At 68.9% G+C, this 26,841-nt stretch carries 21 protein-coding genes; 15 read left to right on the top strand and 6 right to left on the bottom strand.

Annotated elements, in window-relative coordinates:
* Nucleotides 1-19 precede the first annotated feature (19 nt).
* Complete coding sequence (locus GXY15_07065; GenBank protein NLV40972.1) at nucleotides 20-736, bottom strand: hypothetical protein; 717 nt, start codon at nucleotides 734-736, stop codon at nucleotides 20-22.
* Entirely contained in the window at nucleotides 720-1,796 is a 1,077-nt protein-coding gene (locus GXY15_07060) for a DUF4838 domain-containing protein (protein ID NLV40971.1), read from the bottom strand. Before GXY15_07060 ends, GXY15_07065 begins: the two co-directional genes overlap by 17 nt.
* Nucleotides 1,797-2,019: 223 nt before the next feature.
* Here GXY15_07060 and GXY15_07055 point away from each other — a divergent pair, with 223 nt between their 5' ends.
* From GXY15_07055 to murG, 14 genes are all read left to right on the top strand, one after another.
* A complete protein-coding gene (locus GXY15_07055) occupies nucleotides 2,020-2,682 on the top strand; it encodes an ABC transporter ATP-binding protein (GenBank protein NLV40970.1) in 663 nt (220 codons plus the stop codon).
* Nucleotides 2,679-3,953 carry an ABC transporter permease gene (locus tag GXY15_07050; GenBank protein NLV40969.1) on the top strand — a complete coding sequence of 425 codons (1,275 nt, stop codon included), beginning with the start codon at nucleotides 2,679-2,681 and terminating at the stop codon, nucleotides 3,951-3,953. The genes GXY15_07055 and GXY15_07050 overlap by 4 nt, the downstream gene beginning before the upstream one ends.
* Before the next feature lie 30 nt (nucleotides 3,954-3,983).
* Nucleotides 3,984-4,667 carry a DUF3299 domain-containing protein gene (locus GXY15_07045; GenBank protein ID NLV40968.1) on the top strand — a complete coding sequence of 228 codons (684 nt, stop codon included), beginning with the start codon at nucleotides 3,984-3,986 and terminating at the stop codon, nucleotides 4,665-4,667.
* 289 nt (nucleotides 4,668-4,956) lie between these two features.
* Nucleotides 4,957-5,442 (top strand): hypothetical protein, encoded by a 486-nt coding sequence (locus GXY15_07040; GenBank protein ID NLV40967.1) that lies wholly within the window; start codon nucleotides 4,957-4,959, stop codon nucleotides 5,440-5,442.
* Nucleotides 5,436-5,789 carry an STAS domain-containing protein gene (locus GXY15_07035; GenBank protein ID NLV40966.1) on the top strand — a complete coding sequence of 118 codons (354 nt, stop codon included), beginning with the start codon at nucleotides 5,436-5,438 and terminating at the stop codon, nucleotides 5,787-5,789. Before GXY15_07040 ends, GXY15_07035 begins: the two co-directional genes overlap by 7 nt.
* Nucleotides 5,790-5,809: 20 nt before the next feature.
* Nucleotides 5,810-6,775 carry a 16S rRNA (cytosine(1402)-N(4))-methyltransferase RsmH gene (gene rsmH / locus GXY15_07030; protein NLV40965.1) on the top strand — a complete coding sequence of 322 codons (966 nt, stop codon included), beginning with the start codon at nucleotides 5,810-5,812 and terminating at the stop codon, nucleotides 6,773-6,775.
* A gap of 4 nt (nucleotides 6,776-6,779) precedes the next feature.
* Nucleotides 6,780-7,325 carry a hypothetical protein gene (locus GXY15_07025; GenBank protein NLV40964.1) on the top strand — a complete coding sequence of 182 codons (546 nt, stop codon included), beginning with the start codon at nucleotides 6,780-6,782 and terminating at the stop codon, nucleotides 7,323-7,325.
* A 28-nt stretch (nucleotides 7,326-7,353) separates the two neighbouring features.
* On the top strand, nucleotides 7,354-9,603 hold the full coding sequence (locus tag GXY15_07020) for a transpeptidase family protein (protein NLV40963.1): 2,250 nt from the start codon (nucleotides 7,354-7,356) through the stop codon (nucleotides 9,601-9,603).
* Nucleotides 9,581-11,068: a UDP-N-acetylmuramoyl-L-alanyl-D-glutamate--2,6-diaminopimelate ligase gene (locus tag GXY15_07015; protein ID NLV40962.1), complete on the top strand. Its 1,488-nt coding sequence runs from the start codon at nucleotides 9,581-9,583 to the stop codon at nucleotides 11,066-11,068. The genes GXY15_07020 and GXY15_07015 overlap by 23 nt, the downstream gene beginning before the upstream one ends.
* A complete protein-coding gene (murF, locus tag GXY15_07010) occupies nucleotides 11,061-12,416 on the top strand; it encodes a UDP-N-acetylmuramoyl-tripeptide--D-alanyl-D-alanine ligase (protein ID NLV40961.1) in 1,356 nt (451 codons plus the stop codon). The genes GXY15_07015 and murF overlap by 8 nt, the downstream gene beginning before the upstream one ends.
* Nucleotides 12,417-13,025: 609 nt before the next feature.
* On the top strand, nucleotides 13,026-13,931 hold the full coding sequence (mraY, locus tag GXY15_07005; GenBank protein ID NLV40960.1) for a phospho-N-acetylmuramoyl-pentapeptide-transferase: 906 nt from the start codon (nucleotides 13,026-13,028) through the stop codon (nucleotides 13,929-13,931).
* A gap of 34 nt (nucleotides 13,932-13,965) precedes the next feature.
* Nucleotides 13,966-15,339: a UDP-N-acetylmuramoyl-L-alanine--D-glutamate ligase gene (murD, locus tag GXY15_07000; GenBank protein NLV40959.1), complete on the top strand. Its 1,374-nt coding sequence runs from the start codon at nucleotides 13,966-13,968 to the stop codon at nucleotides 15,337-15,339.
* A complete protein-coding gene (locus GXY15_06995) occupies nucleotides 15,336-16,481 on the top strand; it encodes a cell division protein FtsW (protein NLV40958.1) in 1,146 nt (381 codons plus the stop codon). The genes murD and GXY15_06995 overlap by 4 nt, the downstream gene beginning before the upstream one ends.
* A 25-nt stretch (nucleotides 16,482-16,506) precedes the next feature.
* On the top strand, nucleotides 16,507-17,613 hold the full coding sequence (gene murG, locus GXY15_06990; GenBank protein NLV40957.1) for an undecaprenyldiphospho-muramoylpentapeptide beta-N-acetylglucosaminyltransferase: 1,107 nt from the start codon (nucleotides 16,507-16,509) through the stop codon (nucleotides 17,611-17,613).
* A 184-nt stretch (nucleotides 17,614-17,797) separates the two neighbouring features.
* Here murG and GXY15_06985 read toward each other — a convergent pair whose 3' ends face one another.
* Nucleotides 17,798-20,311: a penicillin acylase family protein gene (locus GXY15_06985; protein ID NLV40956.1), complete on the bottom strand. Its 2,514-nt coding sequence runs from the start codon at nucleotides 20,309-20,311 to the stop codon at nucleotides 17,798-17,800.
* Nucleotides 20,312-20,783: 472 nt separating this feature from the next.
* On the opposite strand from GXY15_06985, the gene GXY15_06980 reads away from it, so the two are divergent.
* A complete protein-coding gene (locus tag GXY15_06980) occupies nucleotides 20,784-21,788 on the top strand; it encodes a twin-arginine translocation signal domain-containing protein (protein ID NLV40955.1) in 1,005 nt (334 codons plus the stop codon).
* 140 nt (nucleotides 21,789-21,928) lie between these two features.
* On the opposite strand, the gene GXY15_06975 is transcribed toward GXY15_06980, so the two are convergent.
* From GXY15_06975 to GXY15_06965, 3 genes are all read right to left on the bottom strand, one after another.
* A complete protein-coding gene (locus tag GXY15_06975) occupies nucleotides 21,929-23,998 on the bottom strand; it encodes a hypothetical protein (protein ID NLV40954.1) in 2,070 nt (689 codons plus the stop codon).
* Between the two features lie 70 nt (nucleotides 23,999-24,068).
* On the bottom strand, nucleotides 24,069-24,851 hold the full coding sequence (gene thyX / locus GXY15_06970; GenBank protein ID NLV40953.1) for an FAD-dependent thymidylate synthase: 783 nt from the start codon (nucleotides 24,849-24,851) through the stop codon (nucleotides 24,069-24,071).
* Between the two features lie 670 nt (nucleotides 24,852-25,521).
* A complete protein-coding gene (locus tag GXY15_06965) occupies nucleotides 25,522-26,601 on the bottom strand; it encodes a hypothetical protein (protein ID NLV40952.1) in 1,080 nt (359 codons plus the stop codon).
* Between the last annotated feature and the right edge of the window lie 240 nt (nucleotides 26,602-26,841).

Raw genomic sequence — 26,841 nt, 5'->3', positions numbered from 1 at the left:
CGGCGGGAATGCCCGCGGGTCATTCGGCCAGCACGACCTCCCCAAAGGAGTCGGGGGTGTGGAAGTCGGGCTTGCCGGGGTGGTTTTTCCAGGTGATCCAGCGGGGCTCGCCGTTCAGCCGGTCAAAATCGGCGCGGAAAAGCCCCGCGCGGAAACGCCCGCCCGGCGCGAGGCGCAGGCCCATGGCCTCGACCGCGCGGCGCGAAAGCACCATCTCCACGGCATACGCGCCCCGGCAGGACCGGGCGGCCACCACCCCCTCCGCGCCGGGCGTCCAGGCGTCGTCGAACTTCCGGTAGAACTGGCCCGAGTAGTCGTGCACCGCGCCCAGCGGGGCCGCCTCGATGCAGTGGTAGACCGCCCGGGGGTCCCCGTTCCAGAGGAACAGCTCGCAGCGGTCCTGGCCGTCCACGTCCAGTTCGCGCGCCGTCGGGGGCGCGGCCGCCGGGGTGTCGTCGGCGCAGGCAAAGGCGCAGACCAGCCGGTCGCCGCTCCAGAAGAGCCATGCCCGGGTGCCGGTTTCCGCAAGGCCGCCGTCCCCCGCGCGCACGAAGACGTTCAGGGGGGCGTGGGCGCGGTAGCAGGGCTCGTCCAGACTGCCGTCGGCCGTCACGGGCTCCGTCATTCGGGGCACGGCAAGCGGCGCCGCGCCTGGGGGCGCGGTGGTGGCGCACCCGGCCGGCACGAGGAGGGCGGCCGCAGCCGCCAGAAACAAGAGGTTACTTTTCCACGGCATGAGGCTGTCCTCCTAGGGCCGCGGCGTACTCCGCGAGGGGCGGGTCGCCGAAACGGCCCACATAGTCCGCGTCTATCCAGGTGGCGAAGGTGGTGACGTGGCGGATGCCCCGCTTCGCGTAGGCCGCCGCGTCGGCGCGCATCACTTCCGGGTTCCAGGGGATTTTCACGGAGGGGCGCTTCCAGCCGGAGAAGCGGGAAACGTCCAGCCAGTATTCCAGCACCTGCGCCGTGGCGCGGGGGAACACCGCCAGGTTGGCGTCCAAAATCTCCAAATACCCGGCGTGCGAGGAGGGTTCCGGCGGGGTCGCGGACAGGGGGGCGTCCGGGTCGTCTATGGGGTGGTCGTAGGCGCGGGCGATGGGCGCGAACTCAAGAAAGAGCCCCTCATGCGGCCGCACCGTTTTCGGCGGCGGCAGGGTCATGTTGTAGGAAATGTGGCTCAGGGTGGCCGCGGGGTCCAGCTCCCGCCGCAGGGCCGCCGCGATCGCGTTCTCCACCGTCACCGCCTGGTCCGTGGCCGAAAGGCCGGCGCACTTCGGGCAGTGGCACCACTCCCGCCCGTCGTCGGGCCAGTAGTAGTACCGCCCCGTCGTGGGGTTCAGCACCCGGCCAAAGGCCACCGCCTTCTCCGCGATGATCTCCAGCGCCCGGGGCGAGGAGGGGCAGCAGTTGAAGTCCGGCGTGCGCGCCCCCGAGGCGTCCATGCGGAACATGTCCATGTCCGGTGAGGCGAACCATTCGCGGGACAGCAGGTCGCCGAAAGCGTGCACCTCGTACTCCACCCCCAGCCCGAGAGCGGCGCAACGGGACAGGAAGCGCTCCCCCCGGGCCGAACGCACGAACTCCGCGAGCACGTCCAACCGCCGTCCCGCGTGCAGACCGATGGTGGTAAGGCCCGCCGCGGCGGCGCGGTCGGGCCAGTCCTCCAGGGACAGGTCAAAGGGGTATAGCACCACCCCCCGCGTCTGAAACGCGGGGGCGTCCGCTGCGGCCCGCGCGCGCCCGCCCAGCGCCAGCGCGCCCCCCGCCATCACGCCAAGGGCCGTTCTTCTCGACATGTCCCGCATGCGTCCCGCGCTCCTGCCACGCCCGTCCGCCAACGCCCCTATCATATCCGGCCCGGGCGTCCAAAGGAAATGCGCCGCGGCCGGTTTTGCCTTTCTACATGATAATGGGTTATCATGTGGAGAGGCCCGCTGCCACCCGAAGAGGGCGCGGCGGGGAAATGACGTGGTAGCATGAAGGCGTTGTCTGGGGGGAGGCAACGCTGGAGATCAGCACATGGTGACAATGGAAGGCGTGCGGCGGACGCTGGGGCCGGGCGTTGCGTTCCAGTGCGACGCGTTCCACGCGGCGCCCGGCGACCGGGTGGCCCTGTGGGGCCCGAGCGGCTGCGGCAAATCCACGATGCTCAACCTGATTTCGGGGCTGTTGCGCCCGCACGGGGGGCAGATACGGGTGGACGGGGTGGACATCACGGGGCTGTCGGGCAGCCGGCTGGACGCGTTCCGCGGGGAGCGGTACGGGTTCATTTTTCAGACCTTCAACCTGCTGGCGCCGTTCACGACGCTGCAGAACGTGGTGCTGGGCATGCGTTTCGCCGATGTGGTGCCGGAGAAGGAGTGGAAGACGCGGGCGACGGCCATGCTGGAGCGCGTGCGCCTGGGGCACAGGCTTCACAGCCGCCCGGGCACGCTCAGCGTGGGCGAGCGGCAGCGGGTGGCCATCGCGCGGGCGCTGGTGAACCGGCCGAAGCTGATTGTTGCGGATGAGCCGACGGGCAGCCTGGACCCGAAGACGGCGGAGTCGGTCATGGCGCTGCTGCTTGAGCTGTGCGCAGAGGAGGGCGTGACCCTGCTGCTGGTGACGCACGACCGCGCCATCGCCGAGCGGCTCCCGCAGATGCACGACTGCACGGACCTCGTGAAGGAGACGGTGTCATGAGCCTGTGGCATGTCGCGTGGAACTACCTGTGGAACCGGAAACTGACCACGGCCATGACCATCATTTCGGTGGCCCTCGGCGTGGCCCTGATCTCCGCGGTGCTGACGCTGCGCGAGCAGACGCAGAAGCGCTTCGAGGAGGAGGGGCAGGCCTTCGACCTGGTCGTCGGGGCCAAGGGCAACCCCCTGCAGCTCGTGCTCAGCACGGTGTACTTTCTCGACGCGCCCACGGGCAACATGAGCCGCGCGGACTTCGAGGAGATCGCGAAGCTGGAGGACGTGGAGGCCGCGTTCCCCCTGGGCATGGGCGACACGTTCAAGGGATACCGGATCATCGGCACGGACCGCGCGCTGATGGACTTCACCTGGGGCGACCGGCGTCCCTACGAGCTGGAGGAGGGCGTGTATTTCGGCAAGGCCTACGAGGCGGTCATCGGCGCGGCGGTGGCGCAGGACACGGGGCTCCGGGTCGGGTCGTCGTTCATCAGCACCCACGGGTTTGTGGACATGCCGGGGGCGCACGCCCATGAGGACAAGCCCTACACCGTGGTCGGCGTGATGCGCCGCTCCGGTACCCCCAATGACCGGGCCATTTTCTGCAGCATGGAGTCCGTGTGGGACGCCCACGACCACGGCGACGCGGAGGCGGAGGAAGAGCACGGGCACGAGCACGACGGGGAGGGCGACCATGACCATGACCATGCCCATGATCATGGGGGGGCGGATGCGGAGATCACCGCGGGCCTGGTCAAGCTGGCGTCGCCCGCCCTGCGCTTCGAGTACAAGGACAGGATCAACAAGCAGTACAACGTTATGGCGGCGGTGCCGGTGAACGAGATTCAGAAGCTGTACGAGCAGCTTCTGGGCACGGCAAAGGCGGTGTTGCTGGCCATCGGCTACCTGGTGGTCGTCATCTCCTCCATGTCCATCCTCATTGGCCTGTACATGGCGATCCTGCAGCGCAGGCGCGACCTGGCCGTCATGCGCGCCCTGGGCGCCACGCGCGGCGAGATCTTCGGCGCCGTCCTCATCGAGGCCTTCTGGGTCACCGTGCTGGGCATCGGGGTGGGATGGCTCCTCGGCGCCGTGGTATGCTACGGGCTGGGCATGTACCTGGTGGCGAAGCTCGGGTTCCACGTCTCCGCCGTGGCCCTGGGGCCGGATATCATCACCGCCTACTCCGCCGTCCTGCTCATGGGCCTGGTGGCGGGCATCCTCCCCGCGTGGCAGGCCTACCGGACCGACATCGCGCGCGACCTCGCGGAACTCTAGGCCGCGCGCCCCGCACAAGAAAGGAAGCGCATGAGACGCAAAGCCAAACGCGACCTCCTGACCCTGGTCGGCGTGATCGCCGTGCTCGCGGGCATCGTCCTGGTCAACGGCTACACCCGCCGCGACGCCCTGCGCGAGCGCTACGAGCAGATGCGCGCGGCCTTCGAGGAGAAGCACCGCAGCGACGGCGTGGAGGTTGTGGACTGGGAGGAGCTGCGCAGCGTCACGGGAAAGCGCAGCACCGGCGCGGGTTTCCCCGAGACCCTCAAGAAAAAGGACGGCCGCCTCGTCAACATCTGCGGGTTCATGAGCCCCATTGACCAGTTCAAGAACGTCACCGAGTTCATGCTCCTGCCCGTGCCCATGACCTGCTATTTCTGCGAGGCGCCCCCCATGCGCGACATCATCGAGGTCAAGCTCGCCAAGCCGGCCGACATGGTCAACGAGCCCGTGCTCATCGGCGGCCGCCTCCGCCTGCACGAGGGGCCCAAGCAGATGTTCTTCTACACCATCGAGGAAGCCCGCTGGAACGAGGCCGTCAAGGACGAGGAGCAGACGGACAAGGTGGTCGGCGAAGACCACCGGGTGCACCTCCAGGAGGGTTTCCGCAAGCTCCGCGACGGCGATGAGGAGGAACTCCTGCCCGGCTACACGCCGCCGGAGACTCCCGGCGCGGAGGCCCCCGCGCCAACGGACACACCGCCCGCACAGTAACCGTCACCCCTTCATGCCCTGAGTGCCGACCTCGTCGGACCAGTCAGACCCGTCTGACCGGTCCGGCTTTTTTTGTTCCCCCGTCCTTATGCGCGCAAAACACAATATGTGCTATGCTCTCTGAAAGAACCACAACATATCGCGCTTTTGCGGGTTTGGATTCTTTCCTATCCTCTTCATACAATGCTGGTTACGCAAGAATAAGAGTTGACATTTGGGCGTGAACGTGATAGATTGGGGGTGTTCCGTGGCTTATTTGGGAGTTTTTGCGGAACCAACGGGTTGAGTCATGAGCACCTACTTCGGCGAATATCACGTGTCTTTGGACGAGCGCGGAAGGTTTCCCGTGCCCATGGACATCCGCAAGCTCATGCAGGACCGGGGGGATTTGTCCTGGGCGGTCACCCGCGGATTTGACGATGCGCTCTTTGTCTATCCCGAGCCAAAGTACCGCGAGGTGATGGGCCGCCTGAAGGACGGGGGCATGGACCCCGAGGTGCTGGCGTTCCTGCGCCACTTTGGGGCCGCGTCGTTCACGCAGCTTGACGCCCAGGGCCGGTTGCTGGTCGGCGCGCCGCTGAAGGACTACGCGGGCTTCCTGCGCGAGGCGATCCTGATCGGAGTCGGCGAGACGCTCGAACTGTGGAGCGTGGCGGGATGGAAGGCATACCAGCAGGGCCAGAAAGACACCTACAAGGCTGTGGCGGCCGGGCTGTTCGGCCGCCGGATGAGGGACTGCGGGCTGACAACGGATGAAGGGAGCACGGGATGCTGAACGTGGAGCGGCTGGAGAACGGGGCTGTGACGGTGCTGCGTCTTCGCGGCGTGATTGACGAGGAGGGCGTTGCCGTGCTGCGGCTGGCGCTTTCCGGGTGCCTGCGCGACGGGCGCCACAAGGTGGTGCTGAATCTGGCGGGGGTGGGGTTTGTGAGTTATCTGAGCATGGCGGTGATTCTGGAGCGGCTTGGCCAGTTCCGGGCGGCGAAGGGCGACCTTAAGCTGGCCTGCCTGAGCCTGTACATGCGCATGCTGCTCCGGCAGATGGCGCTGACGCACCAGTTTGACTGCCACGAGACCGAGGTGCAGGCGGTCACCGGGTTTTCCGCCCCCGTGGCGGCCTGAGCACCCGTTCCGGAGGGACCATGGCCGACACGAACGGCGGCGCCGCGCTTCATGTCCCCGTGATGCTGCGGGAGGCGCTGGAGTGGCTGGCGGTGCGGCCGGACGGCCGGTATGTGGACTGCACGGCGGGGGCCGGGGGGCATTCCGCGGCCATTGCGGAGCGGCTCACCACGGGCCGTCTGCTGGCGCTGGACCGCGACCCGGCCGCAGTGGAGACGGCGCGTCGGCGGCTGGCGCCCCATGGGTCCGCCGGGGTGGTGCGCGCCAACTACGGAGAGTTGAAAGAGGTGCTGTCCGGCCTGGGCTGGGGTCCTGTGGACGGTGTGCTCATTGATGCGGGGGTTTCCAGCATGCAGATAGACACGCCGGGGCGCGGATTCTCCTTTCAGGCGCCGGGGCCGCTGGACATGCGCATGGACACGACCGCCCCGGTCACCGCGGCGTCCTGGCTGGCGGGGACCACGGAGGCGGAACTGGCCCGGGTGCTCCGCGAATACGGCGACATCGGGCCCGCCGGCCGGATCGCGCGGGCCGTGCTGGCGCGCGCGCGCGCGGGGCGCATGGAGACGACGGAGGACCTGGCGGCGGCGGTGCGCGAGGCGCTGCCCTTTGTGAAGGGCGAGCCCGCCGAGACGCGCACGGTGTTTCAGGCGGTGCGCATCGCGGTGAACGACGAGCTTTCGGCCCTGCGCGCGGGCGTGGGGCAGGCGCTGGAGGCGGTGGCGCCCGGAGGGCGGGTGGTGGCCATCACCTTCCACTCGGGCGAGGACCGGATTGTGAAGACCCTGTTTCGGGAGGCCTCGAGGCCGGTGGTGGAGCTGCTGCGCGACGGGCGCCGGGGGGCGTCGTTTCCGGCGCGGTTCCGTTTGCCGGTTGCGCGGCCCGTGGTTCCGGGGCCCGAAGAGGCGCGGGAAAATCCCCGCGCGAAGAGTGCGCGGCTGCGCGTGGCGGAGCGGCTCGCCGGCGGCGACGGAAAGGAGGCGTGAGCGGATGTACAAGGGATGCAGCAGAATGCTGGTGCGGCAGGCGCGCTACGGGTGGATTGTCTGGGCGCCTCTGGTGGCCGTCCTGTTCGGCGCGCTCACCTGGGACGCGGCCCTGAACATCCAGCTGCGCCAGACGGACTACCAGTTCCACAAGGCCGACACGGAGCGAAGAAACACCGTGCGCCGGCTGGACGAGACCCTCGCGCTCGAGGCGCAGATGAAAAGCATGGAATGGCTGACCGCCCAGGCCGAGGCGCTCGGGCTCCGCATGCCCGCGCTGGAGCAGGTCGAGGTGGTCCGGATGGACACCCTGTTCGAGCTTCCCCTGCTGCTGGACGCCCCGGAGGTTCTCCCGCCCCTCGCCGTGCCGCCCGCCCCGGCCGCCCCGCGGGACGCCGGGGGGATCCGCGGGGCCCTGTTGGCCGCGGCGCCCAGTCCGGCCGGGTCGGCGCCGCAGGCCGGCCCCGCGCCGGCGGCCGCCGTCCCGGCGCTGGCGGCGGATGACTCTTCGCTGGACAAGTCTCTGGAGGCGCTCATGGCGCCGCTGTAACCGGCAACCACCCGGGGGAGGCCTGAAAATGGGCTACCGCAAATTCTCCTTCAAAACGCCGATGCTGCTGAGGCTGGACGGTGAGCGCCCGGGAGCCCCCCAGCGGCATGCCGCCTGGACGGTGTTCGTCATCTTCGCCGCCGTGGCCTTTGTGCTGGTGCTTCGGCTTCACCTGCTTCACTTCACCCCCGGGGAGAAGCTGATGGAGGAGCAGGAGTTTCATGTGGTGGAAATTCCGATCACGGAGCCGCGCGGGGAGATATTCGACCGGAACGGCGTGATCCTCGCCACCAACCGGGAGGCCTCCTCGCTGTGGGTGGACCCGCGAAAGGTTCCGGACGACCGGCGGGACGCGGTGGCCGCCCTGATTTCCGAGCGGGTCGGCCTGTCCCCCGAGGATGCCCGGGCCGCGCTGGTCAGGACCGGTAAAGACGGCAAGGACCGGAAGTTCGCCATGCTTAAACGCTGGATGACGGACCTGCCCGACGAGGAGGCAAAACGCCTGCAGGACGAGACCGGCGGCGCGGTGCAGGTGGTGAAGGAGACTGTCCGGCACTACCCCCACAAGGACGCTGCGGCGCACCTGCTGGGCTACGTCAACCGGTCGGGGGAGCTGTGCGAGGGGGTGGAAAAGGCCTACAACGCCCACCTGAAAAGCCGCGCCGGCATGCTGCGCGCGCGGGCGGACACGCGCCGCCGGCCGCTGTCCTCGGAGACCCTGGACTACCGGGAGGCCGAGGGGGGGGAACTGCTTCAGCTCACCATAGACCTGAACATCCAGCACAATCTGGAGTCGGCCCTCGACGCGCGCATGGCGGAGACGGAGGCGAAGGAGGCGATGGGCGTCGTGATGAACCCGAAGACGGGCGAAATCTACGCGCTGGCCAGCCGCCCCGCGTTCAACCCGAACGACTACGACAAATTTCCCGCCGAACTGCGCAAGAACCGCGCGCTGGTGGACGTGTTCGAGCCCGGCTCCGCCTTCAAGATCGTGGCGGCCGCCGCGGCGCTTGAGCACGGCCTGATCACACCCAACACCATGATCAACTGCGAGGGGGGGCGCTTCAACCCCTACGGGCACTCCATCGGCGACTTTCACAAGCTCGGGGTGGAGCCCTTCTGGAAGTGCTTCGAGGAGTCGAGCAACATCGCCATCATCAAGGTGGCCGCCATGCTCGGCGAGGCGCGCATGGAGGAGTGGATCCGGCGCTTCGGGTTCGCCGCCCCCACGTCCCGCGACTTCCCCGGGGAGAGCGTCGGCCTCTTCCGTCCCCGGAGCAAATGGTCCAAACTGAGCATGGGCGCCCTGCCCATGGGGCAGGAGATCTCCGTCACCACGCTGCAGCTTGCCCGCGCCTTTGCGGTGCTGGCCAACGACGGGCGCGTGGTGGAGCCCTACTTCGTGGAGCGCGCCGTGGCGCGGGACGGCCGGGTCACCTACCAGCACGAGTCGGCGGTTTCCGAGCGCATCCTCTCCCCGCGCACCGTGGAGACCATGCGCATGCTGTGCCACCAGGCGGTGCTGCACGGCACCGGCCAGCCGGCGAACATGATGGAGTACCGCGCCGGCGGCAAGACCGGCACGGCGCAGATGGCCAGGGCCGGCGGCGGCGGCTACGACGCCAGCCGCTACACGGCGGTCTTCGCGGGCTTCGCCCCGGTCAAGGATCCCCAAATTGTGGCCGCCATCGTCATCCAGGAACCCAAAATCCGCCTGAGGTATGGAGGGTATGTGTGCGGGCCGGTCTTCAAGAAGGTGGTCGGCGAGGCGCTGGCCTCCATGAACGTTCCCGGCGACCCGGTCACGGACCCGGAACTCGTCGCCAAGCACATGAAGGAGAAGGCGAAGGCGGAAAAGGAGAAGCTGGCGAAGAATCCGAAGGAGAAGCCCGCGCCCGCCAAGGCCGCCGCGGAGCCGGAGCCGGTGGAGGACGCGGATCCCGACACGGCCGCCTTTGTCCCGATTGACGAGTCCCTCTCCGCCATGATCACCCCGCTGGACGGGCTGGAACTGGTCGCCCGGAACATGGGCGACCGGCTGGAAACCTCGCTGCCCGACCTGGAAGGCATGACCAAGCGGCAGGCGCGCGAGCGGCTGCAGCGGCTGGGCGTGCCCATGGACGCCCAGGGCGAGGGGTGGGTGGTGGCCCAGAACCCCCCGCCGGGCACCGCGCTCGGCGAGGACCTGGTGTGCAGGCTTGAATTCGCACGGAGGGGCGCCCCCCTTCCGGCGGAGGACACGGTAAAGCAGGAAAATGAACCGCAGCCAGCTATGTGAGGCGGCCGGCATTCCCTTTCAGGAAGGGCCGGACTTCATCGCCACGGGCGTCACGGAGGACTCCCGCAGGGTGGGGCCCGGCTTTGTCTTCGCCGCCCTCGCGGGCGTCCATGCGGACGGCCATGAGTATGCCGCGCGCGCGGCGGAGGCCGGGGCGGTCGCCGTCCTCGGCGGGCGCGAGGGCATTCGGGAGTTCCACGGGATCCCCTACCTGCGCGCGCCGGAGCCGCGCCGCGCGGCCGCGCTGCTGGCCCAGGCCCTCGCGGGCAACCCGACCCGGCGCCAGTGCGTGCTCGGCGTCACGGGCACCAACGGAAAGACCAGCACGGCGCACCTGGTGCGGGCCGTGCTGGCCCGCGCCGGCCGCCCCTGCGCAAACTTCGGCACCATCGCCTATCATGTCGGCGGGGAGACCCTGAACGCCCCGCACACCACGCCCTTTCCCGAGGATCTGGCGGCCATGTTTGCCCGCGCGCTGGACGCCGGCGACCGCCACGTGGTCATGGAGGTCAGCTCCCACGCCCTCGACCAGGACCGGGTCGCCGGAGTGAGCTTTACGGCGGCGGCCTTCACCAACCTTACCCAGGACCACCTCGACTACCACGGCGACATGGACCGCTACCGGGCGGCGAAGGGCCGCCTTTTCTCCGCGATCACGCCGGACCCGGCCGCCGAATGGCCCCGCTTCACCGTGGTGAATGCGGAGGACCCGGCGGCCCCGTATTTCCGCGGGCTCAGCGCCGTCCCCTGCCACGGCTACGGCGCGGGCGGCGAGGTGCGCGCCGAGGGGGTGCGCATGCTGTTCTCCGGCACCGCGTTCCGGCTGGTTTCCCCCTGGGGGGCGGCGGACCTGTCCATCCGCCTCGCGGGCATGCACAACGTGTCCAACGCCCTGTGCGCCGCCGCGCTGTGCCTGGGACTGGGGCTGGACGTGGCGGAGGTGGCGGCGGGGCTGGAGTCTCTGGACAAGGTGGACGGGCGCTTTGAGGCCGTCCACGCGGGGCAGCCGTTTCATGTGATTGTGGACTACGCGCACACCGACGACGGCCTGGCCAACGTGCTGCGGGCCGCGCGGGCGCTGTGCGGGAAGCGCGTCCTCACCGTGTTCGGATGCGGCGGCGACCGCGACCGGGGCAAACGCCCGAAGATGGGCGCCGTGGCCGCGCAGATGTCCGACTTCTGTGTGCTCACCTCGGACAACCCGCGCACCGAGGACCCGCACCGCATTCTCCTCGACGTGGAGGTGGGGCTTCAGCGCGCGGGAAAAACCAAGGGCGGTGATTATCTGGTCATCGAGTCCCGCGAGGAGGCCATCCGCACGGCCGTCTCGATGGCCGGCCCCGGCGACCTCGTCATGATCGCGGGAAAGGGCCACGAGAACTACCAGATCATCGGAACCGAACGGCGTCACTTCGACGACCGCGAATGCGCCCTGGCGGCGCTGAAGGCGCTCGGCCATGGATGACCGGAGGACACTGGCGGACCTGGCGGGCGCGCTGGGAGTTCCCGCGCCCGAAGGCGCGGGAGCCGTCGCCCTGTCCGGCGTGTCCACCGACACACGGGCCCTCGCGCCGGGCCAGGTCTTCTTCGCCCTGAGCGGGGAGAACTTCGACGGCAACCGCTTCGTGCCCGCGGCCTTCGCCGCCGGGGCCGCCGCCGCCGTGTGCTCCGTCCCCTCGGAGGGCGGCCCCTGCCTGACCGTCGCGTCGCCGCTGGCGGCGCTCCAGCAGTACGCCTCGTGGCACCGGGGCCGGGCCCGCGCGCGGGTGTTCGCCCTCACGGGCTCCTGCGGCAAGACAACGACCAAGGAGCTCATCGCGGGGCTGCTGGAGACGCGCCTCCGCGTGACGCGCACGCGGGGCAACCTGAACAACGACATCGGCTGCCCCCTCTCGCTGCTGGAAATCGGGCCGGACACGGACTTCGCCGTCATCGAGATGGGGGCGAACCACCCGGGAGAAATCGCGCAGCTCTGCCGGATCGCACGGCCCGAAGAGGCCGCCGTGACCCTGGTGGCCCCGGCGCATCTGGAGGGATTCGGGACCATTGAGAACGTGGCCCGCGCGAAGGCGGAGATCATGGAGGAGCTGCCGCCGGACGGCGTCTTCTACGTGAACGCGGACGACCCGCACTGCACGGCCATGGGCGACCGGCACCGGGGGCCCAAGGTGGTTTATGGCCGCCGCGGCGACGTGCGGCTCCTTTCGGCGGCTTTCGACGCCTCCGGCGAGCTGGTGCTTGAAGTGGACCCCGTGGGCCGGCTGGTCCTGCCGCTGCGCGTGCGCGCCTACGCGACCAACGTGCTGCTGGCGGTGGCGGTCGCCCTGCGCCACGGTGTGACGGACATCGAGACGCCCCTGCGCGCGGCCTGCGCGCGGCTGGGCCGGTTTCAGGAGCTTCAGATGGGGCCGTTGACAGTGCTCAGCGACGTGTACAACGCGAACCCCGCCAGCATGGCCGCCGCGCTGGAGGCATTGCGCGACCATCCCGGCGGCGGCGCGCGGATTGCGGTGCTGGGAGAAATGCGGGAACTGGGGAAGGCCTCCGCGGCATTACACCAGGAACTCGGCGCGGCGGCGGCGGCGCGGGGCGCGGACCGGGTGCTGGCCCTGGGCGAGCACGCGGCGGACATTGTGGACGGCGCGCGCGCGGCGGGGATCCCCCTGGCGGAGACGTTCGCGGACCATGCGGCGGCGGCGGCGGCGGTGTTCGGCGCCGCGGCCCCCGGCGACGTGGTGCTGGTGAAGGGATCGCGCGGCATCCGCATGGAGCTGTTCACGGAGGCGTTGAAAAGGCTTTACGGCGTGGAGTGACGCCCGCCCCGGCGGGCTGGAAAGGACGGCGCGGTGTTCTATTATCTGGCGGACATGCTGATGTCCCGCTTCAGCGTGCTGAACGTGCTCACCTACCACACGGTGCGCGCGGGCGGGGCCGCGTTCACCGCGTTCGCCCTCACGCTGCTGTTTGGCCCGGCGATCATCCGCCGCCTGCGCGAGATGAAGATCGGCCAGATCATCAAGAAGGACCACGTGGCCGACCTGCACGCCCTCCACAAGGGCAAGGGCGGCACCCCCACCATGGGCGGCATCATGGTCATTCTGGCGACCGTGTTTGCCCTGGTGCTCTGGGGGCGGCTGACCAACCGGCTGCTGCTCGCCGCCACGCTGGTGTTTCTCGCGCTGGGCGTGGTCGGGTTCCTGGACGACTTCATCAAGCTGAAACGGAAGCACAACGACGGACTGAGCGCGCGCGCGAAGTTCGCGGGCCAGATTCTTGTCGGCCTGCTGCTGGGAACGTACCTGTACTTCAACCCCCTCACCGTGAGCGCCTCCGCCGTGTACCCGCGCGACATCATCGGCTGGGAGCGGCTGGAGACGGCCTTGACCGGCGCCGCCGACGGGGGCGACGGCCTGGCCGCCCGGATGTGGGGGCGCTTCCCCGAAAAGGTGCGGGAGCGGCTGCTCGCCGCCTGCGGGCACGCCGCGCTTGACGAGGAGGACCGCCGCGCGGTGCTGCTCGGGCTGAACGGCGTGCTGCGCGACCGGGGCCTTTATGACGCGGCGGCGTGGACGCCCGGGACCCCCGCGCGGGAGCTGGAAGACCTGCTGGCGCGGGGATTCCCCGCGCTGTCGGAGAAGGAGGTGGTGCGGGCGAACCGGCTCCTGCTGGAGGCGGCGTTCCCCGACGCCGTGGCCCAGAGCAGCCCCGATCTGCACACCAAACTGGGCGTGCCGGGGTTCAAAGACCTGTTCATTCCCCTGGGTTTCCTCTACGTCCTCTTCGTGGTGCTGGTCGTGGTCAGCATGTCCAACGGGGTCAACCTGACGGACGGGCTGGACGGCCTGGCGGCGGGGGTCTCGGTGATCTCCATCATCACCTACGCCGCCATCGCGTACATCGTCAGCCGGGCCGACTGGTCGCACTACCTGTTCCTGACCTATGTGCCCGAGGCGAGCGAGCTGTTTGTGTTCGGCGGCGCGCTGCTGGGCGCGGGGCTGGGGTTCCTCTGGTTCAACAGCCACCCCGCCGAGGTGTTCATGGGCGACACGGGCTCGCTGTCCCTGGGCGGGGCCATCGCCGCCCTGGCGCTGCTGACCAAGCAGGAGCTGCTGCTGCCCATCGTGGCCGGCATGTTCACGCTGGAGGCCCTGAGCGTGGTGATCCAGGTGGCCTCCTTCAAGACGACGGGGAGGCGGGTGTTCCGGATGGCCCCGCTGCACCACCATTTCGAGCTGCTGGGCTGGGTGGAGACGAAGGTGACCATGCGCTTTTGGATCATCGCGCTGCTGTTCGCGCTGATGAGCCTCGGAACCCTGAAACTTCGGTGAAAGGCGGCGACACGTGGACTGGCTGGAGAAAGGATTGAAGGGCAAACGCGCCGTGCTGGTGGGCCTGGGGCGCTCCTCGGCCGCCGCGGCGCGCCTGCTGCTGCGCGAGGGCGCGGCGCCCTTCATCACCGAGAGCGCCGACGGCGGCCGCTTCGCGCCGTTCAAACAGGCCTGTGACGCGCTCGGCGTGCCCTATGAGACGGGCGGCCACGGCGACGGCGTCTTCGAGTCCGCCGACCTGATCGTGCCGAGTCCCGGCGTGCCCGCGGCCCTGCCCCCGCTGGAGGCGGCGCGCCGCCGCGGCGTGCCCGTGGCGGGAGAACTGGAGCTGGCGTCGCGCTTCTGCGCCGCGCCGATGCTCGCCGTCACCGGCACCAACGGCAAGACGACGGTGACGGAACTGCTCCGGTCCATGGTGGAGGCCTGCGGGAAGACGGCGGCCCTCGCGGGCAACAACGACACGCCCCTCTCGGAGGCTGTGCTGCTGCCCGAAACGCCCGACTGGGCGGTGGTCGAGGTCAGCAGCTACCAGATGGAGACGGCGGACCGCTTTCGCCCGTGCGTCGCGGCGGTGCTTAATGTCACGCCGGACCATCTCAGGCGCCACGGCACCCTGGAGGCCTACGCGGCCATGAAGGCGCGCGTCTTCGCGCGCCAGTGCGCGGGCGACGCGGCGGTGCTCAACGCCGCCGACCCGCGCGTGGCAGTCCTGCCCGTGCCGGAGGGGGTGCGGCGGGTGCCCTTCAGCGCGGCGGGCCGGCTTGCGGACGGCGTGTGGACGGAGGGCGGCGCGGTGTTCCTGGGGGCGGACAAGATCATGGACCCCGGCGACAACCCCCTGCCCGGGGCGCACAACCTGGAGAATGTGATGGCGGCGCTGGCGGTGATGGCGGGGGCGGGCCTGCCGCTGGACCGCGCCGTGGCGGCCCTGCGCGCGTTCCGGGGGGTGGAGCACCGGATCGAGTTCGTGCTGCGCGACCCCGTGCGCGGCTGCGACTACTACAACGACTCTAAGTCCACCAATGTGGACAGCCTGCGCGTGGCCCTGGAGAGTTTCGACCGGCCCGTGGTGCTGATCGCGGGCGGACGGGGCAAGGGCGACGACTACCGGCCCCTGCGGGAAGCCGTGCGCCGCCATGCGGTCCGGCTGGTGACGATGGGCGAGGACGCCCCGCTCCTCGAGGCGGCCTTTGGCGACGTGGTCCCCGCGGAGCGCGCGGACGGCATGGACGACGCGGTGGCGCGCGCCCGCGCGCTGGCCGAGCCGGGGTGGGCGGTGCTGCTTTCGCCCGCCTGCGCCAGTTTTGACCTGTACAACAACTTTGAGGAGCGGGGCCGGGACTTCAAGCGCGCGGTGCGCGCGGTGTGCGGCCTTCCCCCGGAAGAGACTCTGGAGAACATTCCATGAAGCGCGACACGACCATCCTGATCCTGACCGTCCTCAGCCTGTGCGCCCTGGGGATGCTCATGGTGTTCAGCGTGAGCGTTGTGCAGACAGGGGGGCTGCGGACTTTCAGCAAGCACCTGGTCGCCCTGGCAATCGGACTCATGCTTTTCCTGTTCACCCTGCACCTGGACTATCACAAGCTCGGCGAGGAGCGGGTGTTTCGCAGCATGATCTGGGTCTCCGTGGTGCTGCTGGTGCTTGTGCTGCTCGTGGGCCGGGTCACCGGGGGGGCCACGCGCTGGATTAAGGTCGCCGGCTTCAGCCTTCAGCCCTCCGAACTCGCCCGGTTTGCCCTGATTGTCCTGCTCGCCGTGAAACTCACCCAGCACCAGGCGAAGATCAAGCGCTTCTGGGTCGGCTGCGCCTTTCCCATGCTCACCGCCATTGTCTATTCCCTGCCCGTGGTGGCCCAGCGGGACGCGGGCATCCCGTTCATGATGGTTTTGGCGGCGGGCGTCATGGTTTTTGTGGCGGGGGCGCACCGGGGGTACCTGGCGGGGGCGGGGGCGTTCGTGGCGGGGCTTGGCTTTGCGCTGGTCAAATTTGCCCCCCACCGTCTGGAGCGGGTGCTGGTTTTCCTGGACCCCTGGTCCTACCGGGAGGACGGGGGGTGGCAGCTCATCCAGTCCATGTCCGCCTTCGCGCAGGGGGGCCTTTTTGGGAAGGGACCCGGGGCGGGCGAGCAGAAGCTCGGCTACCTGCCCGCGGCGCACACGGACTTCATCTTTGCCATGGTCGGGGAGGAACTCGGGTTTGTGGGCACCCTGCTGACCGTGCTGGCCTTTCTCCTGCTCGCCTGGGTGATGCTGCGGATTGCGATGAACGCCCCCGACATGTTCGGCACCCTGCTGGCGACGGGCTTCTGCGCCATGATCTGCGCGCAGGCCTTCTTCATCATCGCGGTCAACCTCTGCCTGCTGCCGACCAAGGGCCTTCCGCTTCCCTTTGTCAGCTACGGCGGCACCTCGATCATGGTGTGCCTCGCCGCCGCGGGGGTGGTGGCGAACATCGGGTCCCAGGCCGCCGCGGAACAGCGCGCCCCGGTCCAGCACCGGCACCCCGCGCACGTGGCCGGGGGCGGGCCGGTGCAGGCGGGCGCGTGAGCGCGCCCGGAAAGGAGGCGCGCCCATGCGCGTGATGATCACCGGCGGGGGCACGGGGGGCCACACCTCGCCCGCCGTGGCCATTGTGGAGGAGCTGCGCCGCCGCGACCCCCGGCTGCTCATCCGGTGGGTGGGCCGTTCCGGGGGCATGGAGGAGACCGTCAGCCGCAACGCCGACGTGCCGTTCCGCGGCGTGCCCGTGGAGGGGTGGTCCCGGCGGAAAACGCCGCGCATGGCGTGGACGCTGGCGAAGCTCGCCTGGTGCGTGTTCCGCTGCGCCCTCCTGCTGCGCGCCTTCCGGCCCCGGGCCGTCGTCGGCGTGGGGGGCTATGTCTCCCTGCCCCTCGTGTGGGCGGCCCAGCGCATGGGCATCCCCACCTTTCTCCACGAGCAGAACAAGCGGCTCGGCATGGCCAACCGGCTCTGCGCCGCCCGCGCCACGCGCCTGTTCCTGAGCTACCCCGACACCATCGGGAACTTCCCCGCCGACCGCGCGCGGGTCGTGGGCAACCCCGTCCGCTCGGGGTTCATCAACGTGCCGCCGCGCGGCGAGGCGCTGGCGCGTTTCGGCCTCGCGCCGGGGGTGCCCGTGGTGCTTTCCTGCGGCGGGAGCCAGGGCGCGCGCACGCTCAACCGCGCCCTGTCGGAGGTGGCCGGGCGCTTCGCGCCGGACGAGCTGCAGTTCCTGTGGATGACCGGCAAGTCGGACGCGCCGGCGGCGCGGGAGACGGCGGCCAAGGCGGGGCCGCACGTCCACGTGTTTCCGTTTATCGAGGACATGCCGGCGGCCTGCGCCGCTTCGGACCTCATCGTGAGCAGGGCCGGCGCGTCGAGCACCGCGGAGATCGCCGTCTTGGGCAAGCCGTCCATCCTCGTGCCCTACCCCTTCGCCACGGACAACCACCAGGAGCACAACGCCCGGGCCTTCGAGGAGGCCGGGGCTGCGGTGCTGGTGAGGGACGCCGACTGCACGCCTGACCGGCTGGAGGCGCTGCTTCGGGAGCTGCTGGCCGACCCGGCCCGCCGCGCAACCATGGGCGCGGCCGCCGTTTCCCTGGCGCACCCCCTCGCGGCGGAGACCATCGTCGAGCAGATCATCGCCGACGTCTACGGCGGCGGCGCGGAGGAATAGTGCATCTTATGGCTGTGATGCCGCATTTTCAAGGGGGTTTTGCGCGCGGGCATTGAGGTGGCACGGGCTTCCAGCCCGTGTTCTTGGGCTCCACTCATGATCCAAAACACGGGCTGGAAGCCCGTGCCACCTCGGCAGGTACTCCCGGCATCTTGGCTTTGAAAAACTCCCGCTCCGCCCGCGCCTATTCCGGCAGCAGGCGCAGAATGTGCCGACGTCCCGCGTCCACCTCCTCGCGCGCAAAGCGCGCCCGCCGGGTCTCCCCCGCCATGAACAGCGGGGCCTGGTCGCCGTAGTGGGGGCTCTTCCAGTGGCCGGAGTTGCCCGTGGGCAGCACAAGGTCCACCACGGGCGCGCCGTCCCCCGCGAAATCCACCACGCGCCGGGTGGAGGGGCCGCCGATCACCTCATAGTTGCCGCCGGAGCCGAGGCTGGCCATGTTGTTGATCGTGTTGCGCGCGCCGGAGGCGGGGAAGGGGCCGATGTTGAAGGGTGCTCCCAGGACGGGCACATACCCGAAGGGGTGGCGGAAGGTCATGGTGTGGATGTCGCCCCATTTCCAGTCCCGGGGATTCGCGCCGAGCCGCCGTTCCAGGGCGGACACGGCGGCGCGGAAAGCCCGGTGCATCATGTCCCCCCGCGTCTCCCCCGCCGCCGTCCGGCGGTCGTCCCAGAAGGGCGCGTCCTCCCGGGTGACCAGATACCGCAGGAACATCCAGCACTCGGGCAGGGCGATGTAGTAGTCCAGCGCCTTCCCGTCGCCAAACTCGTCCGCCAGCGCCTCCCGGACGATGTGCTCGCAGAGATACGCGAAGACCGCCGCGCCCGGCGACGCGGTGCCGTGCCGCAGGTCCCACGCCTCCAGCAGTGCCAGCGCCTCCGCCTCCACGCGTCCCAGGGTTTCCCGCCGCTCCCGCAGCACCGGCAGCACGGCGGCCAGCACCCGCGGCGCGGTGTGACTCCGGTCGTCCATCTGGAGGGCGAGCGCGCCCGCGGCGTCCCACTTCTCCCGCTTCTGGAGTTCCTCCCGGATGAGGGCGGCGCGGTCCGGCGGCTCCCAGTTGCCCTGGAGGTGCGGCAGCGGACCGACGGGCCTGACAGTGCCCAGGTTGTTCGCCGTGACGATGAAGCCGCAGGCGGGGTTCTTGAGCTGGGGGTTCTGCGCAAAGGGCAGGAAGCCCTGCGGCTCGTCGCGGCCCGACGCGCCGTCGAGCAGGGACTTGTGGTTCACATGTTCCGGCCGGACCACGATCTTCCCCGCCGCCCACCAGGCGATGTTCCCCTCCGTGTCGGCGTAGGAGATGTTCAGGCCGGGCGAGGTGACCAGGGCCACGCCCCGCTCGAACTCGTCCAGGGTTTTCGCGCGGTTCAGCGCGTACAGCGCCTCCATGTCCGTGTAGGGCACCCGCTGCCAGACCCAGCTCATGCTGATGTCCGGGCCGGTGTATCCGTTTGCCAGGCGGAAGAGATCCGTCACCACCGGGCCGTGCGGCGTGACGCGCACGTCGAAATGGACGTCGGGGCCGAGACGCACAGGGATAGTCTGCGGGACCGTTTTCGCCTCCGTCCATTCGCCCTGATGCATGACGCGGCCGGGGTCCGCCGGGTCGAACCGCTCGCGGAAGAGGTCTATGTCGTCGTTGCAGAACATGGTCAGGCCCCAGGCGAGGCGGGGGGTGTGTCCGATCAGGGCCAGCGGGATCGGGGGGAGGTACAGCCCGTAGTTGTCCACGTCCCCGAAGGTGAGGTGCGCCTCGTACCAGATGCTGGGGTTGGTGAAGCCGATGTGCGGGTCGTTCGCCAGCAGCGGTTTCCCCGTCGTGGTGCGCGACGGGCCGAGGACCCACGAGTTGCTTCCCAGCGCGCCGCCCCACAGGGCGTTCACGGCGAACAGCGCGTTCAACATCGCCCGGGCCGTGTCCTGCGGCGCGGGGGATGCCGTTGCCCCGGCGCGCTCCCGCTCCGGCAGGGGCAGGGGATGCTCCCGCACCCAGGCGGCGGCCTCCTCCGGCGTCTCCATGATCGTCTCCGGCGCCTCCTCCAGGGCGTAGCCCGGGAAGAGCAGCTCCACCGGCAGGCCCGGATGGCGCTCGCGCAGGATCGAGGAGAACACGTCCACGCGCAGGGCGTCCGCGAAGGTGATGGGCAGGATGGCGGCGACGGTCAGGCTGTCCGCGAGGGTGAAGGGGCGCGGCGCAATGCCGAGGACGGAAAACTCGAAGGGGAGGGGCCCGTCCTCCTGGAAGGCGTTGACCCCCGCGCAGAAGGCGTCGGCCACGGCCGCGACTTCGGGACTTTCGTCATGGATGCGGCGGGCGGTCTCCTCCGCACGGTCGCGCAGGAGGAACATGCGCGCCAGCCTGTCTATCTTCACGAGCGGGGGGCCCAGCAGCGCCGCAAGCTCGCCCGAGGCCGCCCGGCGCATCAGTTCCATCTGGAAGAGGCGGTCCTGCGCCATGGCGTAGCCCAGGGCGAAATGGGCGTCTGCCTCGCTCTCCGCGCGGATGTGCGGCACCCCCCACTCGTCGCGGACGATCTCCACCGGCGCGGCCACCGCCGCGCGCACTTCCCCGTCCACCGGGGGAAGGTCCCGCTCCGCCGCGCGGTTCACCCACAGGGCCGCGCCCCCGCCCAGCGCGGCCAGCAGCACGGCCGCGCACACCCCAAGCACAAGAAGACGCTTTGCCCACCGTTTCATGGCGCCGGACCCTCTCTGGCCTGCGGCATGGTACCCCAAGCCGCGGGGTGGTTGCCATGAAGGCGCGGCCGCCCAAGTTGACCGCCGCGCGGGGATTGCCGCGTCACCCAGAGATTTGGCGGGCACTATATGGCTTCGCTTCGCTCGCCATGACGGGGTGGGCAAAGGTGCGGCGGGAACGAGATGGCTTCGCTTCGCTCGCCATGACGGGGTGGGGTGAAGGTGTGGCGGGCGCGAGATGGCTTCGCGTTGCTCGTCATGACGTGGGGGACGGCGTCTCACTACAAGGCTGCCGCCTCCCCGGTCATTGCGAAGGAGCGCCAGCGACTGAAGCAACCTCGTGCCACCAATGCTCCGGTCCGCACCTGTGCGATCAAGCAGCGCGGGGCAGTGCCCCGCCCAAGTTGACCGCCGCGCGGGGATTGCCGCACAATGCCGTCGGCCGGACACGGCCCAAGGAAAGGCGCGCTGCATGGAATCATCACGTCGGGACTTTCTGAAAATCGCGGCGGCGGGGCCGGTGGCGGCGGCTGCGGGGGCGTACGGGGAGGAGGCGAAGGTGGACGGGGTGTCGGGGGCGACCCAGAAGTACCGGGAGGCGGCGGGGCTGGACAAATTGAAGGGGGAGCTGCCGAAGGGGAAGATCGGCTCCATGACCCTGAGCCGGATCATCATCGGGAACAACCTGATCGGCGGGTGGGCGCATTCGCGCGACCTGATCTACGTGCCCGACCTGCTGAAGGCCTACCACACGGACCCGAAGGTGTTCGAGACGCTGCACATGGCCGAGGCCGCGGGCATTGACACCATGTGCGTCATCAACGCGCAGGCGGACCTCTACCGGAAGTACCGCGAGAACGGCGGGAAGATCCAGACCATCTGCCAGACCTATCCGAAGCCCGACGACGTCACGGGGGACATTGACCTCGCCATAGACAACGGGTTCACCACCATGTACATCAACGGCGCCGTGGGCGACCGGCTGACCCGGACGAACCGGCTGGACGTGATCGCGGCGGCCATTGAGCACATCCGAAAGCAGGGGTACCCGGCGGGGATTGGCGCGCACTCCGTGCAGGTGCCCATGGCCTGCGAGGCGGCGGGCATCGTGCCGGACTACTACGTCAAGACCTTCCACCACGAGAACTACTGGTCCGCCACCCCGCGCGAGAACCGGCGCGAGTTCACCGTGGACGGGCACCCCCAGCCGGGGCACAACGACTGGCACGACAACATGTTTGACCTTTTCCCCGACCAGACGCAGGAGGTCATGGGAAAGGTGAAGGCGCCGTGGATCGCCTTCAAGGTGCTGGCCGCCGGGGCGATCCATCCGCGCGACGGCTTCAACTTCGCCTTCCAGAACGGCGCCGATTTCCTGTGCGTCGGCATCTTCGACTTCCAGATCGTGGAGGACGTCAACATTGCCATTGACGCGCTGGCCGCCGCCAGGGAGCGCCAGCGCCCGTGGTACGGGTAGGGCGTGCCACCGTTGAAGTTCCCCAGCGAAGCCCCTGCGGGCCGTTGACGCGCCTTCCTTCCCGCCTCCCCTGAAAAATGTGGGCCCCCGGAGAGAGGAACTCCGGAGACCCGTGGTATGGATGTGGGCGTATGAGCGGTTTAGTTTGCGGGCGCGCCGACCTCGTCGCCCTGAGCGGCGGGCGACTCCTCCGGCTGCTCCTCGGGGAACGGCACCTCCTGCTGCTCCGGCAGGCGCGGCTGGAGGTCCACCATGCATTTGTCGCCGTCGCAGTAGAGGTCCTGCGCCTCGTCCGTGTTGACCATCTCGAAGTTGAGGGGGCCGAGCTTCGCCTTGGCCTGCTCGTAGACCTCCTTCGAGATCTCCTGGTAGGGCGCCTGCACGTAGTTGTGCTCCACGAGGGGGAGGAAGCTGATGGACTTCAGGCGCGTCTCGTTCAGCTCCAGGATCTCCGGGATGTCCTCCGCCTCGTCGGGCGTGAAGGTGATGGTGGCGCTCACCTGGTTGTCCGCCCAGTAGAACTGCATCTGCGCCACGTTCTCCACCTGCTCCCACACGGAGACGCCCGTCTTGCTCCGGTCGAAGAACTTCTCGTGGACGGGGAAGTAGACGACGTGGGTGTTGTCCCCGTAGGCCGAGTCCTCGATGCGGTATCCCGCGCGCTTCAGGGGCTCGACGAGCGGGCTGGTCTTGTCAATGCGGATGGTCCGGTAGTAGTACTCCGAGTGGGCGTAGTGGATGCCCGGCGTGACGCCCGGCAGGAGCGACACGGTGCCGCTGGGCTTGATGCTGGTCTTCTTGATGCTTTCGGGCACGCACAGCCACTGGGAGTAGATGCGGTCCAGCTTGCCGATGTACTGGTAGCCCTCGTCGCACCAGCGGAAGTGCTCGCGGCGGCCGTGGCGCTGGAAGCTCTCCACGATGCCGGACTGCGACAGGCCGATGCGCCGGTTGCGCAGCATGATGGCGTTCGTGCGCTCGTTGTGCGTGGGGATCAGGGTGACGGTCTTCGCGTAGAGATAGGCGAACTTCAGCGTGCGCTTGTACTCGTCCAGGGTCGCGTGGCGCGACGGGAAGGTCTCCACAAGGTTGCAGATCTCGTAGGACTCCAGGCTCTGCTCGGCGCAGGGGTTGGTCCCCGCCACCTTCGCGTCCACATAGTTCGCCCCGTCCTTCAGGCGGCCGTAGGCCCGCGCGTTCTCCAGCCAGAAATAGCCCGGCTCGCCGTTCTTCGCCGTCTGCGTGCCCGTGGCGCAGTAGTTCATGCCGACTTTGGCGATGACGCTGTTGTTGGACGCCCACCGCCAGGCCATCATCGCGTCCTTGTGCAGGGTGGGGTCCTTGAGCTGGAGGTACTCCGTGTCGTCCGGGTCGCCCAGCGCGAGCTCCGCCGTGCGCCGCACGCCGCCGGAGACCACGCACTTCCCGATCACGTTCATCAGGTCCGTGATGTCCGTGGAGGAGATGATGTTCCCCGCCCGGGGCGCCAGGATCAGGTCTATGTTCTTCACGCACTCCATCAGCGGGCCCGGCCCCGGCGCGATGCCGCCGAAGGTGGTGATGGGCGCGCCCAGGGGGCGGATCTTGCCGTAGTCTATGTGCGCGGGACGGCGCGCCTTGCCCACGTAGGCGTTGAGCACCACGCGCACGAGGTCCGTCCACCCCTCCTTGGAGTCCTCGACCACATGCGTGTACTCGCCCTGCTGGGGCGCCTGGATCGTGACCAGCCCCGCGCCCTTCGTGTCGAAGGCCACGCCCGTGCCCAGCATGGACAGGTCCATGAGGAAGCAGAAGGGCTCGGCGAAGTCCGTGTCGATCTCGTCGGTGGAGACGAAGGCGCAGTTGTTCAGGGCGGCGGAGCCGCGCTGGTAGATGTAGTCCGACCCCATCATCCACAGGCCGCGGCCCGGCGGGAGGAAGCGGAAGTCCCACATCAGGCGGAACATCTCCTGGGCGGAGCGCTGGGCCTTCTCCGGTTTCCACGGCAGCTTGAGGCTCGCGCAGTGGTTCAGCTGGATCGTGTAGCACCCCTCGATCACCCGGCGCAGGGTCTCCCAGAACTCCTCCGTCCGCCCGGTGCCGTCGTTGACCGTGCGCGCGTAGGTGCGCTTGAAGGTGATGTACCCCAGGGGACCCCAGTCCGGCTGCCGCCCCTTGAACTGGTCCAGAAAACTCTCCGACAACCGGAACCGCTCCCTCACTGTGAACATGGCCGTCTCTCCTTTACTGCCAGCGAAACATTCCCGCAACCCGGGTGCCCCTTCCGCAGGGCGCCCGCCGTCATACTTTCCGGCACCCTGTGTGAACCCAGGGCAGCCCGTCCACCTCCTCCGCCACATAGTCGGAAAACAGGTTCGGGTACCGCTCCCGGACCAGCCCGAAAACCCTGCCAAACAGCAGCCGGATCTCCTCCTCCGCGTGGGGGTCCGTCCGGCTCTCGATCACATGGCGCAGCGCCCGGAAATTGCACGACCAGCCGATGGTCGTGGCCACGCCGATGGGCGCGACCCGCCGGAACGCCGACGTCAGCTTCTTCTTCTCCGAGAAGCGCTCCTCGTCGCCGATGGCGAAAAGGTTCGCCAGGCTCCGCTGCACCTCCTCCAGCTGCTCCACCGTCCGCACGAAAACCTCCATGCCCTCCTCGCTCTCGCGGATGTGCATGGGCACATAGGCCGAAAGCGTGTCCAGCCGCACGAAGCGCAGCGACTCCTGGGACACCGCCGTGCCCGCCCGGTGGCGCACCAGCTCGTGCGTGACCACCCGGCTCACGTCCGCAAAGATGAAGTTCAGCGAGGCGTGCTCCAGCACGCTGCCGTGCCCCACCTTCAAAATGTTCTCCAGATACGGCGCGTTGCCCTGGCGCACCCGGGTCACGTTCGGGTTCATCCCCGGCTCGAAGGACCGGTAGCACAGGCGCCCCATCACCTCCGACAGCCGCTCGGAGTCGCTGGGCGCGTCCGTCTGCCAGCCCGCCGCCCCGACATGCTCCAGGTAGGCCTGCAACCCGGGTTCATGCACCCGGGTCTCCCCCACCAAAAATACGCTCGGCTCGACAATCTTCATGAAGAACCCCAAGAACTGGTCGAAAATCTGTTCTCTCTCCGTGCAGACGGCGGGGAACCCCGCCGCAGGGGACCGAATTATACCTATCTTTTCCCCGGCTGTAAACCCCCCTCTCCGCGCCCCAGCCACCGGCCAGAATTCTTCCTTTTCTTACCACAAGACAGGGAGGGATGATTCAATATATTGTGTCTGCATTGGCAAACGATTCAATATATTGCGCTTAATTGGGCGAAGCGCTGGACTGAGACCGCAGGAGGGAAAAGGGCAGTCTGCCAGCCGGAACACTCCCCGGGAACCGGCTTCTTGTTGCGGGAATCTGCGGAGAAGGCTCCCCGGAGAACAGGGGAGGATGCCCCCCGCTTTCCCTACAGGCAATGCCCTCCGGCGCGGGCTGTGCCCTTGGATACCCCAGGGAAATGAGACGGATTCTTGACACCTAAACCACAATATATTGTGCTCGGTATTTCTGCAAACACATTATGTTTGGTCTTTCATGATCTTGATGCGAAACGGGGAAGAGTTCTAGCGCGGGCCTGTCAGAGGGCAATTCTCATCCGTTCCCGCAGTCGGATCGCAGGCCCGAGCAACTTTCTGGACTTTGAGAGACAGCGGGGGGCTTTTTCATAATTGTCAGTCGCGGAGTGAATCCGGAGCCGCCTCGCACTCCTTCCTACCCGTTGTCTTCGGGAAAGGTCCCCGTCGCCGGCTTTCCGTGGGCGGCGTTCCAGAGCAGGGTGGACACGAGCCAGGTGCGGTGGGCGAAGGCCGGACCGGGGAGGGGCATGTGCCGGGGGGTACCGTTCATCCGGTCGAGGTGGCACCGCCAGGCCCCGCGCAGGGCCTCCAGATGCGGGGAGTCCTCCCGGGGAAGAGGCACGGACTCCCCGTTGATCTTCAGCCAGGCCGCGCCGGGGAGGTACTCGGTCTCGAGGACAAAGCGGCGGCCGTCGCCCTCGCCCACCACGCGCCGGTACTGGCTGCGCGGCGTGCCCCGCCGGAAATCGGTGAGGAAGGTGACCCGCGTTTCCCCGAGGGCGATTCCCCCCTCGAAGAACCCGTCCACCGGTTCGGGATAGCGCTCCGGGTTGGGCGGGGAGTGGGGGGCGGATGTTCCCCACGCCTCCACGGCGCCGTTCTCCGGAAGCCCCGCGGAGACATGCTCCAGGCAGGCCAGCGCCCAGGCGGCGCAGTGCACGGTCTCCTGGTACTGGACGGGCAGGGTGACGATGTGGTTGCGGGGGACGGCGGGGTCCTCGCGGTCCTTGGTCCGTGTCAGGGCGATTTCATGGATGCGGCAGTGCTGGAAGGAGGAGAGATATTCAAAGACAGTGCGCGTCAGGGGCCGGTAGAGTTCAATGAAGTCGAAGAGGACGGTGCCCGGCAGGCTGGCGGCCGTGTCGCGGGCACGAAGCGCGCGTTCCCTGTCAAAGGGCGGGGCGAGGGGCTTCTCCACCAGCACCAGCGGATTTCCGGCCTCTTCCGGACGGGCGGCGAGCAGGGAAAACGCCGTGTCCCGGTGCGCGGGCTGGAGGGCCAGATGATAGAAGGGGACAGGCAGGGCGTAGAACTCCTCTGCCGCACGCACCTCCACGGCGTCCGCAAGGGCTTCGTCCTGCGGACGCGGCCCGGGGTCGTGGACGAAGACCCGCACCCCCGCGCCGAGTGCGGCGCGGGCAAAGCAGCCGCCGATGTGTCCCCATCCCCCCGCAACGGCGAGGGCCGGGGGGAGGGCGGTGTTGGAGGGTACCATGGTGGAGGCAGTATGGCACGGCACGGGGGATAGGGTCTAGGGTCTGGGGTTTAGGGTCTAGGGGGGACGGGATGTTCTGTCCGTGCGGGTTCGTGCGGGTCCGTGCGAATTCACCGGGCGGATTCAAGCGCGAAACGCAACACGGGCAGAAAAGGAGAGGAGACATTGCGGTTCCGTTCGGTAGAATGAGTTGTTCCGCAACCATCACCGAAGGAGTCCGCAATGTCCCCGTGCCATTTT

Source organism: Candidatus Hydrogenedentota bacterium, assembly GCA_012730045.1.
Classification (GTDB): Bacteria; Hydrogenedentota; Hydrogenedentia; order Hydrogenedentales; family CAITNO01; genus JAAYBR01.
Note: the sequence above shows the minus strand (reverse complement) of the source record. Positions and strands in the feature narration are given on the sequence as shown.

Bases quoted from the DNA above. Each gene is read 5' to 3' on its own strand.
- GXY15_07065 (NLV40972.1), bottom strand. From the start codon at position 736: ATGCCGTGGAAAAGTAACCTCTTGTTTCTGGCGGCTGCGGCCGCCCTC.
- GXY15_07060 (NLV40971.1), bottom strand. From the start codon at position 1,796: ATGTCGAGAAGAACGGCCCTTGGCGTGATGGCGGGGGGCGCGCTGGCG.
- GXY15_07055 (NLV40970.1), top strand. From the start codon at position 2,020: ATGGTGACAATGGAAGGCGTGCGGCGGACGCTGGGGCCGGGCGTTGCG.
- GXY15_07050 (NLV40969.1), top strand. From the start codon at position 2,679: ATGAGCCTGTGGCATGTCGCGTGGAACTACCTGTGGAACCGGAAACTG.
- GXY15_07045 (NLV40968.1), top strand. From the start codon at position 3,984: ATGAGACGCAAAGCCAAACGCGACCTCCTGACCCTGGTCGGCGTGATC.
- GXY15_07040 (NLV40967.1), top strand. From the start codon at position 4,957: ATGAGCACCTACTTCGGCGAATATCACGTGTCTTTGGACGAGCGCGGA.
- GXY15_07035 (NLV40966.1), top strand. From the start codon at position 5,436: ATGCTGAACGTGGAGCGGCTGGAGAACGGGGCTGTGACGGTGCTGCGT.
- rsmH (NLV40965.1), top strand. From the start codon at position 5,810: ATGGCCGACACGAACGGCGGCGCCGCGCTTCATGTCCCCGTGATGCTG.
- GXY15_07025 (NLV40964.1), top strand. From the start codon at position 6,780: ATGTACAAGGGATGCAGCAGAATGCTGGTGCGGCAGGCGCGCTACGGG.
- GXY15_07020 (NLV40963.1), top strand. From the start codon at position 7,354: ATGGGCTACCGCAAATTCTCCTTCAAAACGCCGATGCTGCTGAGGCTG.
- GXY15_07015 (NLV40962.1), top strand. From the start codon at position 9,581: ATGAACCGCAGCCAGCTATGTGAGGCGGCCGGCATTCCCTTTCAGGAA.
- murF (NLV40961.1), top strand. From the start codon at position 11,061: ATGGATGACCGGAGGACACTGGCGGACCTGGCGGGCGCGCTGGGAGTT.
- mraY (NLV40960.1), top strand. From the start codon at position 13,026: ATGTGGGGGCGCTTCCCCGAAAAGGTGCGGGAGCGGCTGCTCGCCGCC.
- GXY15_06995 (NLV40958.1), top strand. From the start codon at position 15,336: ATGAAGCGCGACACGACCATCCTGATCCTGACCGTCCTCAGCCTGTGC.
- murG (NLV40957.1), top strand. From the start codon at position 16,507: ATGCGCGTGATGATCACCGGCGGGGGCACGGGGGGCCACACCTCGCCC.
- GXY15_06985 (NLV40956.1), bottom strand. From the start codon at position 20,311: ATGAAACGGTGGGCAAAGCGTCTTCTTGTGCTTGGGGTGTGCGCGGCC.
- GXY15_06980 (NLV40955.1), top strand. From the start codon at position 20,784: ATGGAATCATCACGTCGGGACTTTCTGAAAATCGCGGCGGCGGGGCCG.
- GXY15_06975 (NLV40954.1), bottom strand. From the start codon at position 23,998: ATGTTCACAGTGAGGGAGCGGTTCCGGTTGTCGGAGAGTTTTCTGGAC.
- thyX (NLV40953.1), bottom strand. From the start codon at position 24,851: ATGAAGATTGTCGAGCCGAGCGTATTTTTGGTGGGGGAGACCCGGGTG.
- GXY15_06965 (NLV40952.1), bottom strand. From the start codon at position 26,601: ATGGTACCCTCCAACACCGCCCTCCCCCCGGCCCTCGCCGTTGCGGGG.